Below are 13,698 nucleotides of genomic sequence, written 5' to 3'. Positions count from 1 at the left end.
GATCACCTCTGGTTTCGGATCAGCCGGGTTGTCCCGTGCAGGGCCAATTCGTAGATTTCGTCCGCGTCGAGTCGGCGCAATTCCTCGGCGAGACATTCACCGACGGTGCGGATCTGCCATGGCACCCGACCGGGCGGGCGACCTGGGGTGGTCACGATGGTGTCCTTGCCGACCGAAGTCAACGCGACCGGTCCCTGTTCGCAATCTACCGAGATCACCAATTCGCCGGTGACGCGTTCGACCGGCACGTTCAGACTCGCTTGGACCCAGCCGCCAAGCAGATCGAGTCCAACGGAAGGCCCGGGCGCACTAACGCGCGCACTCTTCGCGGTGAGCCCTTCCTGGTCGAACACGGCGGCCAAGATCGCGCGCCACGGCGTGATCTGCGCCCACGCGATGTCGGTATCGCCGGGGGAGTACGACTTGATCCGCTTGTTGAGCAACGCGGCCGAGTCAAATCGGTTGGTGCCGTCCAAGATTCGACGCTGACTGAGTCGTCCGAGCCGGTCCTTCGCCGGATTCGCCGGGGCAGTACCCGGCCACCAGGTAACCACCGGAGTGTCGGGCAGTAGGAATGGAATCACCACCGCATGAGCGTGATTTGCCAACTCGCCGAACAGATTCAGCACAACGACCTCGGATGCGCCGGCATCGCCGCCGACGCGAATCTCACCGTCGAGCCGTGTCTCGCCTTTGCGGTCTTCGGCCGCGACAACGATGACGCGACACGGGTGTTCGCGGCTGGCATCATTGGCCGCTGCGATCGCGGCCTCGAGGTCGTCCCCCTTCTCGGTCTTCACAATCAGTGTCAGCACGCGACCAAGAGTCACCGCACCGCCGGTGTCACGCATCTTGACCAGTGTTTTGGAGACCTCGGTGGTGGAGGTATCGGGAAGTTTCTTGATCATGGCCGCCGCCAACCACGGCCGGTGCGGGCCATCATCGCGTCAGCGCCGTGCGGGCCCCACGTTCCCGACTCGTATTCTTCGGGGCGACCGGCGGCCGCCCAGGCATTGAGAACGGGATCTAGTATCTCCCAAGACAATTCGACCTCGTCGTTGACCGGGAACAGTGACGGCTCACCAAGGAGAACATCGAGGATTAGACGCTCGTATGCTTCCGGCGACGACTCGGTGAACGCTTGGCCATAGGAGAAATCCATATTGACGTCGCGCACCTCCATCGACGACCCGGGCACCTTCGAACCGAAACGCAGAGTCACGCCTTCATCGGGCTGTACCCGGATCACCAATGCGTTTTGGCCGAGTTCGTCGGTCATCGTCTGGTCGAAGGGGAGATGCGGCGCGCGCTTGAACACCAGCGCGATCTCCGTGACCCGACGGCCCAGCCGTTTTCCGGTACGAAGGTAGAACGGGACACCGGCCCACCGCCGAGTGTCGACCTCCAATGCGATGGCCGCGAACGTTTCGGTGGTTGAGCCCGACGAGAAGCCTTCCTCGTCGAGCAGTCCGCACACTTTCTCGCTGCCTTGCCAGCCCGGTCCGTACTGACCGCGAGCCGAATTGTCTTCCAGCGGAAGGATATTGCGTGTCGCCGAGAGCACTTTGATCTTCTCGGCCTGCAACTGACTTGGCTCGAAGGACACGGGCTCTTCCATCGCTACCAGTGCGAGCAACTGCAACAGATGGTTCTGGATGACGTCGCGTGCGGCGCCGATACCGTCGTAGTAGCCGGCCCGGCCACCCAAGCCGATGTCTTCGGCCATCGTGATCTGGACGTGGTCGATGTAGTGGGCAGACCACAGCGGGTCGAAGAGCTGGTTGGCGAACCGCAGCGCGAGTATGTTCTGCACCGTCTCTTTGCCGAGGTAGTGGTCGATGCGGAACACCGACTCCTCCGGGAACACGCTGTTGACGACCGCGTTGAGCTTTCGGGCCGACTCCAAATCATGACCGAATGGTTTTTCGATGACTACTCGTCGCCATCGTCCGTCCTCAGGCGCGGCGAGTCCGGACCGTTTCAGTTGCCCGCAGACCACCGGGAACGCATCCGGGGGGACCGATAGGTAAAAACCGTGGTTGCCGTCGGTACCGCGTTCGGCGTCGAGTTCGCCCAGTGTCTGGGCGAGCCGGTCGAAGGCATCATCGTCGTCGAAGGTGCCTTGGACGAAGCGGAACCCCTCGGACAGTTGTCGCCATGCTTCTTCGCGAAAAGGTGTGCGCGAGTGAGCTTTTACCGCGTCGTGGACGATCTGGCTGAAATCTTCGGTCGCCCAGTCACGCCGGGCGAAGCCAACCAGCGAGAAACTCGGTGGCAGCAGACCACGATTGGCCAGGTCGTAAATGGCCGGCATCAACTTGCGGCGCGCCAGGTCGCCGGTCACACCGAAGATCACCATGCTGCACGGCCCGGCGATGCGCGGGAGCCGTTTGTCGCGCGGGTCGCGCAGCGGGTTGGTACGGGTACTGCTGCGGGTCGCGGGCATATGCGGTCAGGCGCGGGCCGCGGCCAGCTGCTCGTCGGTCGCGGCGATCAACTCGTTCCACGCCTGCTCGAACTTGTCGACGCCTTCGGTCTCCAAGACGGTGAATACGTCAGCGAGGTCGACACCGGCGTCGGCGATGGCATCGAACTCCGCTCGCGATGCGGCCTCAGTGCCGATGATCGACAGATTGTTCACCCAACCATGATCGGCGAAGGCCTCCATTGTCTTGCCGGGCATGGTGTTAACGGTGTTGGGTGCGACCAATTCACTGACATAGAGCGTGTCCGGATAGTCGGCGTTCTTGGTGCCCGTCGACGCCCAGAGGGGACGCTGCGGGCGAGCGCCGTGCGCTGCGAGGTCGGGGAAGCGGGTCTCCACTTCGAACGCCTTCTGATAGGCGGCATATGCCAACCGCGCATTGGCCAAGCCGGCCTTGCCCTTGAGGTCGAACGCGGCCGGGGTGCCGATGGCATCAAGGCGTTTGTCGATCTCGGTGTCGACGCGACTGACGAAGAATGACGCAACCGAATGTAGCTTCGAAAGATCTTGTCCGGCTTGGTAAGCGGCGTCGAGTCCGTTCAGGTACGCCTCGATTACCTCGATATAGCGTTCAACGGAGAAGATCAGCGTGACGTTCACGCTGATGCCTTCGGCCAGCACGCGAGTGATAGCGGGCAAGCCCGCCTTGGTGGCCGGAATCTTGATGAACAGGTTGGGTCGATCAACGATTTTCCACAGTTCGATGGCTTGCTCGACGGTGCCGTCGGTGTCATTGGCCAGGCGTGGGTCGACCTCGATCGACACCCGACCGTCGACGCCGTCAGTCTCTTCGAAGACGTGGGTGAAAACGTCACACGCGTCGCGGACGTCGTCGGTGGTCACCGCGCGGATTGCGGCGTCGACATCGGCACCGCGCAGCGCGAGTTCGCTGATCTGACCGGCGTAGGTCGCGCCGTTGGAGAGCGCGGCCTGGAAGATCGATGGGTTGGTGGTGACGCCGACGACCGATCGAGTCTTGATCAGTTCTTCGAGGCGCCCGGTGGCGATAAGGTCACGCGAGAGATCGTCTAGCCAGACCGATACGCCGGCCTGTGACAATTCGGCGAGCTTCTCATTCTGAGTCATTTTGAGTCCCTTCGGCTTTCGATGGTGCCTGTGTGGGTTATTGCGTTGTAAGAGCTATTTGCCGAGTGCCCGCGTGGCCGCCGCGACGACCGCGTCGGCGGTGATGCCGAATTCCTGGTAGAGGACTTTGTAATCGGCCGATGCCCCGAAGTGTTCCAAGGAGACGATCTCGCCGCCGGCGACGATGCGATACCAGGGCATGGCGATTCCGGCTTCGACGGCGACACGCGGCACCGACGGCGGCAGCACCTGATCGCGATAGTCCTGGGTCTGCTCGTCGAACCATTCGATCGACGGCATCGACACAACTCGGGCAGCAATTCCCTTGTCCGCCAAGATTTTCTGAGCTTCGACGGCGAGCTGCACTTCGGAGCCGGTGCCGATCAGCACAACCTCCGGCTTGCCCTTCGCATCGGACAGGACGTAGCCGCCGGCCGCGACGCCTTCGAGTGATGTGCCCTCCAGAACGGGCACATTCTGGCGAGTCAGGGCGAGGCCAACCGGATTGCGTCGGCGGCCGAGCAGCGTCTGCCAGGCGTATGCGGTCTCGTTGGCATCGGCGGGACGCACCACGTCGAGATGCGGGATGGCGCGCAAGGCCGCGAGATGTTCGACGGGCTGGTGCGTCGGGCCGTCTTCGCCGAGGCCGATTGAGTCGTGGGTCCACACGTAGATCGGGTCGATTTCCATTACCGACGCCAGGCGGACCGCCGGCCGCATGTAGTCGGCGAATTGCAGGAAGGTACCGCCGTAAGCGCGGGTCGGTCCGTGCAGGACGATGCCGGACAGAATTGAGCCCATCGCGTGTTCGCGGACACCGAAATGCAAAGTGCGGCCGTACGGTTCGGCCGACCAGGTCGAAGTACTGATCGACGTCGGGCCGAAGGACTTCGCGCCCGGGATCGTGGTGTTGTTCGACCCGGCGAGATCGGCTGAGCCGCCCCATAATTCGGGCAGGATCGGGCCGAGTGCGGCGAGCACTTTGCCCGACGCGGCGCGGGTCGCGACGCCCTTCTCGTCCGGCTCCCAGGACGGCAGCACATCGGCCCAACCGTCGGGTAGTTCGTGGGCGTGGAGGCGATCGAACAGTGCTTTGCGCTCAGGGTTCGTCGATGCCCACGCGTCGAAGTCGCCTTGCCAGGTTGCCTTGGCCTTCTCGCCGCGTTCGACAAGTCCGCGGGTATGGGAGATGACGTCGTCGGCGACCTCGAAGGTTTGCTCGGGATCGAAGCCCAGGATCTGCTTGGTCGCGGCTACTTCGTCATCGCCGAGCGCGGCACCGTGAGCGGCGCCGGTGTTCATTTTATTCGGCGCGGGGAAGCCAATGATGGTGCGCAACACAATGATTGACGGACGATCGGTGACGGCCTTCGCCGCTTCGACCGCGTCTTCGATACCGGTGACATTTTCGCCGCCATCGACATGCTGTACGTGCCAGCCATATGCCTCGTACCGCTTGCCGACGTCCTCGGAAAGCGCGATGTCGGTGTTGTCTTCGATCGAAATCTGGTTGGCGTCGTAGAAGACGATCAGGTTGCCGAGCTGCTGAGTACCGGCGAGTGACGATGCTTCGGAGGTCACGCCTTCTTCGATGTCACCGTCGGAGGCGACGACGTAGATGAAGTGATCGAAGGGGCTCGCACCGGGCGCGGCGTCGGGATCGAAGAGGCCGCGCTCATAGCGGGCGGCCATCGCCATTCCGACGGACGAGGCCAGTCCCTGACCGAGTGGGCCGGTGGTGATTTCGACGCCCTTGGTGTGGCGGAATTCCGGGTGACCGGGAGTGAGGGAGTTCCACGTGCGCAGCGCCTTGATGTCGTCGAGCTCGAGGCCGAACCCGCCGAGGTAAAGCTGAATGTAGAGGGTGAGACTGGAGTGGCCGCAGGACAATACGAACCGGTCGCGGCCAACCCACTGCGGGTCAGCCGGGTCGTGACGCAGGATTCGCTGGAACAGTGTGTAGGCCAGTGGCGCGAGACTCATCGCGGTACCGGGGTGTCCGCTGCCGCATTTCTGGACGGCGTCGGCGGCTAATAGGCGGGCCGTGTCGACAGCGCGGCTGTCAGTATCAGTCCAATCAGCCGGATGAGCAGACTGGGTGAGGGTGCGGATCTCGGCGGAATCAACCACGATGGTGCTTCTCTCCTGAAGTGTCGTCGGCCTGGCGGTACGTCCAAGCCTAGTCGGACCTACTCGACCGCACTGTGGCGGAGTACCAGTGAGCGGGCCCACGCGATTACGGTTGTTCGCGGGCCACGGTCTACCATGCTTCGTAGTAGTTCGTCTGATGAGGAGAAGTAGTGAGACTTGGGGAACGCGTGACCAGCGGGGATTCCTCGATCCCCGCGGACGCCGACCCGGCCTCCGCGAGTTCTGTGTCCTCCCGTATTCGCGGCACCATCCTCGCCTACATCGCCCTCACCAAGCCGCGAGTCATCGAATTGCTCTTGGTAGCAACCATTCCGGTGATGCTGCAGGCCGATCGCGGACACGTACACATCGGCCTGATCGCAGCGACGTTGGTCGGCGGTTGGCTGGGCGCGGGCAGTGCCAACACGCTCAACATGGTCGCCGACGCCGACATCGATCAGAAGATGCGCCGAACGCAACGTCGGCCGCTGGCGCGACATGCGGTGAGTACGCACAGCGCCTTGATCTTCGGCATCATCCTCGCCGCAGCTTCCTTCGCGGTGTTGTGGCGGGCCGCGAACCTGCTGTCGGCGTTGTTGGTCATGGCGACGATCGCGTTCTACGTCGGCGTCTACACACTGATCCTCAAACGCCGGACCTCCCAGAACGTCGTATGGGGCGGTGCGGCGGGCTGCATGCCCACGCTGGTCGGTTGGGCCGCGGTCACCGGCAACATCAGCTGGCAGCCGCTAGTGCTCTTCGCGGTGATCTTCTTCTGGACTCCGCCACATACCTGGGCGCTCGCGATGCGCTACAAGGAGGACTACAAGGCAGCCGGAGTTCCGATGCTGCCGGTGGTCGCCACCGAGATTCAGGTGACTCGTCAGATGGTGTTCTACACCTGGGCGACCGTCGTGGCGTCATTGGTGCTGGTGTGGGGCGCGAGCTGGATTTACGCCGCCGTGGCACTGCTGGCCGGACTCTGGTTCCTCAACCGAGTCCACAAGCTCTACAGCGATACCAAGCGCGGCCAAGAGGTCGCACCGCTCAAGGTGTTCCTCCAGTCGAACGAGTATCTGGCGATTCTGTTCTGCGGCCTGGCCATCGACGCCATCGTGAATCTGCCGACGGTGAGCAGTCTGTTCTGACGCGCTGCGGCGTGGCAAACGAATTCACCCCGTTTGCTCGGATCCACCTTGCGTGCCATGCGAGGTGAACCCGCGTAAATGAGGTGGATCCGCATCGGCTCGTCCGTAGGCCGACGACCACGCCCTACGGAATGAGCGCGATCGATCCGGTCGTCGACCGCGACTCCAGGTCAGTATGTGCCTGCGCAGCTTCGGCAAGGGGATAGGTTTGCCCAACCCGCGGTGTGAGCTTGCCTTTGCGCACCGCTTCGAGGATTTCGCCCGCGCGCCAACGAAATTCGTCTGGATCGGCGATGAAATGGGCGAGCGTTGGTCGCGTCAACGACAACGAGCCAGACGTGTTGAGCCGCTGTAGGTCGAACGGCGGCACTGGGCCACTCGCCGCGCCGAAGACGACGACCGTCCCGCGCACCGCGGTCGCCGACAGGCTCGCGTCGAAGGTGTCTTTCCCGACGCCGTCGTAGGTGACCCGCACGCCTTTGCCGTCGGTGAGTTTGCGGACCTGTGCGCCGAGATCGGGTGCGTAGCGCAGCACATGCGTCGCGCCGGCAGCCTTCGACAGTTCGGCTTTCTCGTCGGTCGAGACAGTAGTGATGACGTGTAGATGTTTCGCATGTGCGAGTTGCGTCAGGATCAACCCGACGCCGCCGGCTCCCGCGTGGACCAGGATCGTGTCGCCGGCCTGGGGATATGCACTTCCCTCGAGCAGATAGTGAGCGGTCAGCCCCTGCAAGAGAAGTGTTCCGGCGACCTCGTCGGATACCTCGGCCGGGACCCGCGCCGCTTTGGACTCCGGGACCGCTACCAATTCGGCATAGCTGCCAGGCACGTCGCACCACGCGACCCGGTCGCCGACCGCGAAATGTGCCACCTCGTCGCCGACGGCCTTGACGATTCCGGCGCCCTCGGCACCCGGGATATACGGCGGCTGCGACGCGTACAGCCCTCGACGGAGATAGGTATCGATGAAGTTGACGCCGACCGATGTGGTCTCGACCAGCAGATCTGTAGGTCTGAGAGTTGGGTCGGGCACCTCACCGTATTCGAGTACTTCCGGTCCACCGTGCGTGATCACCTGAATAGCCCGCATAGCTAACATTTTTACACTTGGATAGTTGGGCGCGATCGGGCGGGGAAGCCGACGAAGTATGCTCATGCACTATGAGCGAAGACGATGCAACGACGACCGAACCGACCGTGGTCGAAGCTCCCCGTGAGGTCGTCGCGACGATCCGAGGATTCGTTTCGCGTGAAGGCGGCGAAGCTACCGCGGTAATCGCGCCGATCGGTGCGGCTGGCGTTCGAATCACGCTCGTCGGCAAAGATGGCGGCATTCTCGGTGACCGCGTTGTCCCCGACGTCGCCACGGCCGAGGCCGTTGTCAACGCGGTCGACGGTCTGAGCGTCGGTGAGTGGGACCGTGAGCTGGTGTCGTCGACCACGGTGAAGCCCTCGCACTATCGACAGATGGCTGGCTGGGTCGCCCGACAGCGACGGTTCCCCAAGGCACGTAACCGCGCGTCGCTGTAGGCGCTGAAACAGACACTACGACGGGCCGTAGTATGAGCGACGTGAGTCAGAACGTTGTGTACCGCGGCTTTTTGCGGCTCGTCGACTATTTGCCGCTCCCGACGGTTCGCACGCAGCGCCGGATAGCGCTGGCGGTACTACTCAGCCAGGCGCTCATCGCAGTCACCGGCTCGGTCGTGCGGGTGACCGCCTCGGGTCTCGGCTGCCCGACGTGGCCGAAATGCTTCGACGATTCGTTGGTTCCGCTAGCGTCCGACGAAGTGCCGTGGTGGCATCAGGCAATCGAGTTCGGCAACCGGCAGATCGCGGTCTGGATTGTCGTGACCTGTTCTGCCGCAATCGTTCTCGCGGTCACCCGCGCTCGTCGACGTCGAGAAGTACTTGTCTACGCATGGATCATGCCCGCCTCGACGCTCTTCCAAGGCGTGCTGGGCGGCATCACGGTCCTCACCGGATTGAGTTGGTGGGTCGTTGGCGCCCACATGCTGGTTTCCTGCGCGATGGTGTGGATCGCGGCGACCCTCTACGTGAAAGTCGCCCAGGACGACGCTGGCGAGACACGCCCCGAAGCACCACCGATCAGCCGACGTCTGGTTGCGCTGTCCGGTGCGGTCATGGCGCTGGTACTCGCCGCCGGTGTGACCGTTACCGGTGCCGGCCCACACGCCGGTGACCGAACCCACCCCGAGGCAATAGACCGGCTACACGCCAGTATCCCCGCGCTCTCGTTAGTCCACGGGCTGCTGGTGGCGTCGTATTTCGCGGTGTTGCTCGTGGTCGCGGCGCAGGTATGGCGCGGCGACGCCTCGGAAACCGTGCGCCGTCGCGTGAAGATCGTCCTGATCGTGGCTGGCGCCCAATCTCTGATCGGCGTCGTCCAGTACTTCACCAACGTGCCAGCCCTGCTGGTCGTATTGCACGTCGCTGGGGCGTGTTCGGTAATCGCTGAGACCGCGATCTTGTATCAACTGATGGCGCCGCGCAAAGTTGGCGCCGACGTCGGCGCGGTGACCGCGAAGGCCGGCTAGCGCAGTCGCGCGCCTACTACTGGAATTTGAACCAGCGGACCGCGAATAGACCGCCGACGGCCGCCCACGCCAACAGCACGACGACCCCGAAGGTGTCGAATGTTCCGGCGGCCGCACGGCCCAACGCTTCGGTGAGCGCACCCGACGGTGAACACCGGGCAGCCCAGTGGACCCATTCGGGGACCGACGACGACAGCACCACGAGGCTCCCGATGCCCAGCAGCACGAACCAGATCAGATTCGCCAGCGCCAGAACGACCTCGGCCTTCAGCGTGCCGCCCAGGAGCAGTCCGAGCGCCGCGAATGCGACAGTCCCAACGGCTATGACGAGTGCACCTATCAGAAGGCCGATGGGTTCGGGTCGCCATCCGAAGGCAAACCCGATGATAGCGACGATGAGCGACTGCAGAGTCACCACGGCGGTCACCGCTATGGATTTGCCCGCGATGATGCCCCAACGTGGAATAGGTGTTGCCCCAAGGCGTTTGAGGGCGCCGTACCGTCGATCGAAACCGACCGCGATGGCTTGTCCGGTGAACGCGGTCGACATTATCGCCACCGTCAGGATCGCCGGGACGAACGTCGTCGCCCGGGCCGCCTGGTCTGAACCCAGGCTGGTGTCGAGCGGCAGGAGACATAATCCGATCAGCAGTGTGATCGGAATGAACATTGTCAGAAGCAACTGTTCGCCGTTGCGCAACAGCAGGATGAATTCGAGGCGGGACTGGGCCGCGAGCATCCGCGGCAACGTTGCGGCTTGCGGGCGAGGAGTGAAAACACCTGGCGCAAAACGATTCATGGGCGCACCTCGCGGCCGGTCAACGAGAGGAAGACATCTTCGAGGCTGCGAGTGTCGACCCGCAGTTCGGAAATCAGGACGTCTCGCTCGGCGCACCAGGCGGTGATCGATGCGATGACGGTTGGTGTCACGTCGCCGACGACGGTATAGGTTCCTGGACTCGACGTGCTCACTCGATAGCCGTTGGGCAGTGAACTCGCCAGAGATTCCACGTCGACGTCACCGGTCGCGGAGAAGCGTAATTCGCCGTCGGCACCGCGCGAGGTCAGTTCCTCCGGGGTCCCAGCCGCCACCACGCGGCCGGAGTCGATAATGACGATATGGTCGGCCAACTCTTCTGCCTCGTCCATGAGGTGGGTGGTCAGCAGAACCGAAACTCCGTCGTCGCGGAGCCGGGAAATCAACTCCCACACCAGAATTCGGGCATGGGCGTCGAGTCCGGCGGTTGGCTCGTCCAGGAAGACCAGTTCCGGCCGCCCGACGATGGCGCAGGCGAGAGCGAGGCGTTGTTGCTGCCCGCCCGATAGCCGTCGGTATGGCGTCCGCGCGACGTCGGTCAGCCCTAATTCCGCGAGCAGCCAGTCGACGTCGAGGGGGTCGGCGGAATACGCGGCACAGAGGTGGAGCATTTCGGCGGCCCGTGAGCCGGGGTAGGCGCCGCCACCCTGCAGCATCACGCCGATCCGGCTGCGGAGTTTGTCGTTGTGCGCGGTGGGGTCGAGGCCGAGAACTTCCACACTGCCGGCGTCGGGTCGGGTAAAACCCTCGCAGATTTCCACGGTGGTGGTCTTGCCGGCGCCGTTGGGTCCGAGCAGAGCGAGCACGCTGCCGGCGGGCAGATCCAAATCCAAGCCGTCCACCGCGGTGCGTGTCCCGAAGCTTTTGCGTAGCCCCCGAACGCGTACCGCCGCTGGTCTCGGTTCGTCGATGTCCACGGGCACGACGATCACCCTATGCCGTGCGGCGCATGCCCTGTGCGCCGGTCGGCGTCGATGTTAATTGCCTCACGTGGAAACTCCGGCTCGGCGTTCGCGGCGTCGACGTTGCCAGCCGAACTCCTCGAAGAACAGCGCGGTGAGCACCGCGACCATGATGACGCCGGCTAAGACGCCCTGGGCCAGCACTACGCCACTGGTATTCGAACTCGTCGGCATCACGGCGATCGCCATGATGGCTGAAATCGCGATCGCACCGAGCCGGAACCAGCGACCGGTTGCCCATGCGGCGAGCGGTACGACGGCCCACAGCAGGTACCAGGCTTGAGCGAATGGCGACAGCAGCACGACGGTCGCCATCGCGATACCGAGTGCCCCAACGGGGTGTAGCCGACCGGCCAGTGTCGCAAGCATCCATCGGACGACGAACAGCCCGGCGATGACCTGCGCGATCGGCCGCACGACGTCGAGAATGGCCTGTGTCTGATCGCCCAGGCCAAGACCGATGCCGAATCGGCCCGACGTCACCGATAGTAGGGTCGGCATCGACATCCAGGACCGCACGACGTCGCCCGTGCTGAGCGTCTTGGTCCAGCCGAAGCCGAGTCCGGTGCCCATGCAGATGCCGACGACCACGACCACCAGTACCGTTCCCGTCGCGGCACCCGCTGCGGCCAGTGCGTAAATAGATCGTTTGGACCGCGCCCACCATTCCGAGCGCGGTGCATGTCGCAATGCGGGAAGTGTTGCGCCCCAACGCCTTGCGAGGGCAACACCTACGAATGCCAGGGCCAGAATCGATGTTGCCTTGACCATCGCCGACGCCGAGATCACCGCGACGCCCAGAACGAACAGCCACCCCGCGGAACTTGGGGCGAATCGTGTCCATCCGACGTCGTCGCGCCTGAGCAGGTCCTTGGTCGAGTCGATGCCCCGGAAGGCGAACTCCAATCCGACCAGCATCAGGCCAAGCATCAGTGCCTCGTTGTGGATGCCGCCGACCAGATGTAAGAGCAATAGCGGGTTCATCGCGCCGAGCCACAGCGCGGCGACTGACGAGACACCGCAGCGCCGGGCCAGACGGGGCAACGCCCAGACGATGAGCGCGACGCCGATCAACGCCAGCACGCGATGTAAAAAGATCGCTGCGGTGATGTTGTCGCCGGTCACCCGGGTGATCTGCTCGCCGATCCATAGAAAGAACGGCCCGTACGGGGCGGGCGTGTCTCGCCATAGGTTCGGCACCGAGCGGGTCAGGACGTGATCGACGCCGAGGCCGCGGATCGGACTGACCACATACGGGTCCATTCCCCGATAGGCAATCGCGGATTGTGCGAGATACGAGTAGATATCCTTCGACAGCAGTGGCGGTGCGATGGCGATTGGGACGATCCACAGCATGAGCGTGCGGTCAGCTTGTGTTCGGGTCATCCGCCGGGCCGGGCTACGACCCTGGTAGACCTCGACGCTGAATCGTCCGACGGCGAAGCGGCCGAGTAGCAGCCACGCCACCACCAGCATGATCGTGCCGCCGATGGACAGGGTGAGGGCGGTACTCCACATTCGCGACGGCAATGACAACACCCGCATGCCGGCGACCGGGTTCTGCAAAACCGGGATGGCGCCCGAACCCAATGAGCCGATGAGCAGCAGAATCGAGCCGGTCGCACCGAAGAGTTTGATGCGGTGCAAGCGGCGAGTCTCGGCGGCATCGAGCGGCCCGACCTCCTGCTCGTCGTCGTGCATGCGCGCTAAGGCGACGCCATAATCACCCGGCTGATCCGCGTCGGGGACCGGTTTCGACGCCGCGCGACGCGACGCCGAGTTCAGTCCGAGATAGTCCAGTAGGGCATTGGGCACGACGATGACTGTATCCGCCGGGCGAAGTGTCGTGTCGGAGGTCTTCCGCCGCAACGAGGATTGGGGCGTGCCCATGGGTGACGCGGGACGTAAGGCAACCCTTCCTTGGCAGTGGGGAAGTATTTACGTCACACTGGTGTTGTGAAAAGCGTGACCGACCATTCGACTGAGCGTGCTCAGGTAGCAGGAGACGACCTGTTGCCTGGTTCAGTTGACGGTCAGACACGGGACGCGGTGATCAAGCTTTTGGTGCAAGACGGACCACTCAAGGCCAGTGACATCGCTGAACGCCTGGGCATCAGCGCGGCCGGGGTGCGTCGTCATCTCGACGCGCTGACCGCGGCAGGTGACGTGGAACCGTCGAGTGCTGAATACGGTGTCTCGGCGGGACACCGAGGCCGTGGCCGACCAGCCAAATGGTTCCAACTCACCTCCACCGGACGCGGCAAACTGCGGCACGCCTACGACGACCTCGCGGGTGCGGCATTACGTGCGCTACGTGAAGCCGCCGGAGACGGTGCCGTCGAAAAGTTCGCACGCGATCGCGTGGAGCGTATTACCGAACACATCGAACCGGCGGCGTCGGCGGATGCTGTTCCCGCGACAGTCGAAAAGATCGCCTCGGCCCTCACCGGCGCCGGGTATGCGACCAACACTCGTCACGTCGGAAACGGTGTGCAGATCTGCCAGCATCATT

At 63.7% G+C, this 13,698-nt stretch carries 13 protein-coding genes; 5 read left to right on the top strand and 8 right to left on the bottom strand.

Features of this window, described 5'->3' with window-relative positions; genetic code table 11:
- Nucleotides 1-2 precede the first annotated feature (2 nt).
- From GOEFS_RS08705 to tkt, 4 genes are read right to left on the bottom strand one after another with little or no spacing between them, the layout of a single operon-like run.
- The gene (locus GOEFS_RS08705; protein ID WP_007317528.1) at nt 3-908 is read right to left on the bottom strand and encodes a glucose-6-phosphate dehydrogenase assembly protein OpcA; all 906 of its coding nucleotides are present in this window, start codon (nt 906-908) and stop codon (nt 3-5) included.
- Complete coding sequence (gene zwf / locus GOEFS_RS08700; protein WP_007317527.1) at nt 905-2,446, bottom strand: glucose-6-phosphate dehydrogenase; 1,542 nt, start codon at nt 2,444-2,446, stop codon at nt 905-907. The genes GOEFS_RS08705 and zwf overlap by 4 nt, the downstream gene beginning before the upstream one ends.
- Nucleotides 2,447-2,452: 6 nt before the next feature.
- Nucleotides 2,453-3,571 (bottom strand): transaldolase, encoded by a 1,119-nt coding sequence (tal, locus tag GOEFS_RS08695; protein ID WP_007317526.1) that lies wholly within the window; start codon nt 3,569-3,571, stop codon nt 2,453-2,455.
- Nucleotides 3,572-3,625: 54 nt separating this feature from the next.
- A complete protein-coding gene (tkt, locus tag GOEFS_RS08690) occupies nt 3,626-5,701 on the bottom strand; it encodes a transketolase (protein WP_007317525.1) in 2,076 nt (691 codons plus the stop codon).
- A gap of 209 nt (nt 5,702-5,910) precedes the next feature.
- On the opposite strand from tkt, the gene GOEFS_RS08685 reads away from it, so the two are divergent.
- The gene (locus GOEFS_RS08685) at nt 5,911-6,849 is read left to right on the top strand and encodes a heme o synthase (protein WP_245549801.1); all 939 of its coding nucleotides are present in this window, start codon (nt 5,911-5,913) and stop codon (nt 6,847-6,849) included.
- Between the two features lie 124 nt (nt 6,850-6,973).
- Here GOEFS_RS08685 and GOEFS_RS08680 read toward each other — a convergent pair whose 3' ends face one another.
- The gene (locus GOEFS_RS08680) at nt 6,974-7,939 is read right to left on the bottom strand and encodes a quinone oxidoreductase family protein (RefSeq protein ID WP_007317523.1); all 966 of its coding nucleotides are present in this window, start codon (nt 7,937-7,939) and stop codon (nt 6,974-6,976) included.
- A gap of 71 nt (nt 7,940-8,010) precedes the next feature.
- Here GOEFS_RS08680 and GOEFS_RS08675 point away from each other — a divergent pair, with 71 nt between their 5' ends.
- Together GOEFS_RS08675 and GOEFS_RS08670 are read left to right on the top strand one after the other, a co-directional pair.
- Entirely contained in the window at nt 8,011-8,379 is a 369-nt protein-coding gene (locus tag GOEFS_RS08675; protein WP_007317522.1) for a hypothetical protein, read from the top strand.
- A 32-nt stretch (nt 8,380-8,411) separates the two neighbouring features.
- Nucleotides 8,412-9,407: a COX15/CtaA family protein gene (locus tag GOEFS_RS08670; RefSeq protein ID WP_007317521.1), complete on the top strand. Its 996-nt coding sequence runs from the start codon at nt 8,412-8,414 to the stop codon at nt 9,405-9,407.
- Nucleotides 9,408-9,423: 16 nt separating this feature from the next.
- On the opposite strand, the gene GOEFS_RS08665 is transcribed toward GOEFS_RS08670, so the two are convergent.
- Genes GOEFS_RS08665 through mptB form a run of 3 tightly spaced genes read right to left on the bottom strand, consistent with a single transcriptional unit; the run spans nt 9,424 to nt 13,001 of the window.
- Nucleotides 9,424-10,206, bottom strand: coding sequence for an ABC transporter permease (locus tag GOEFS_RS08665; RefSeq protein ID WP_040524798.1), 783 nt, complete (start codon nt 10,204-10,206; stop codon nt 9,424-9,426).
- Entirely contained in the window at nt 10,203-11,156 is a 954-nt protein-coding gene (locus GOEFS_RS08660) for an ABC transporter ATP-binding protein (RefSeq protein ID WP_007317519.1), read from the bottom strand. The genes GOEFS_RS08665 and GOEFS_RS08660 overlap by 4 nt, the downstream gene beginning before the upstream one ends.
- A 54-nt stretch (nt 11,157-11,210) precedes the next feature.
- Entirely contained in the window at nt 11,211-13,001 is a 1,791-nt protein-coding gene (gene mptB, locus GOEFS_RS08655) for a polyprenol phosphomannose-dependent alpha 1,6 mannosyltransferase MptB (protein WP_245549798.1), read from the bottom strand.
- Nucleotides 13,002-13,005: 4 nt separating this feature from the next.
- On the opposite strand from mptB, the gene GOEFS_RS23770 reads away from it, so the two are divergent.
- Both GOEFS_RS23770 and GOEFS_RS08650 read left to right on the top strand, forming a co-directional pair.
- The gene (locus GOEFS_RS23770; RefSeq protein WP_245549797.1) at nt 13,006-13,146 is read left to right on the top strand and encodes a hypothetical protein; all 141 of its coding nucleotides are present in this window, start codon (nt 13,006-13,008) and stop codon (nt 13,144-13,146) included.
- A 5-nt stretch (nt 13,147-13,151) separates the two neighbouring features.
- Nucleotides 13,152-13,698: helix-turn-helix transcriptional regulator (locus GOEFS_RS08650; RefSeq protein ID WP_373278189.1), on the top strand; the 547-nt coding region annotated here is incomplete at its 3' end.

The sequence above is a fragment of the Gordonia effusa NBRC 100432 genome (assembly GCF_000241305.1).
GTDB lineage: Bacteria > Actinomycetota > Actinomycetes > Mycobacteriales > Mycobacteriaceae > Gordonia > Gordonia effusa.
The sequence above is the reverse complement of the archived record's forward strand: the minus strand, read 5'-3'. Positions and strand labels throughout refer to the sequence as shown.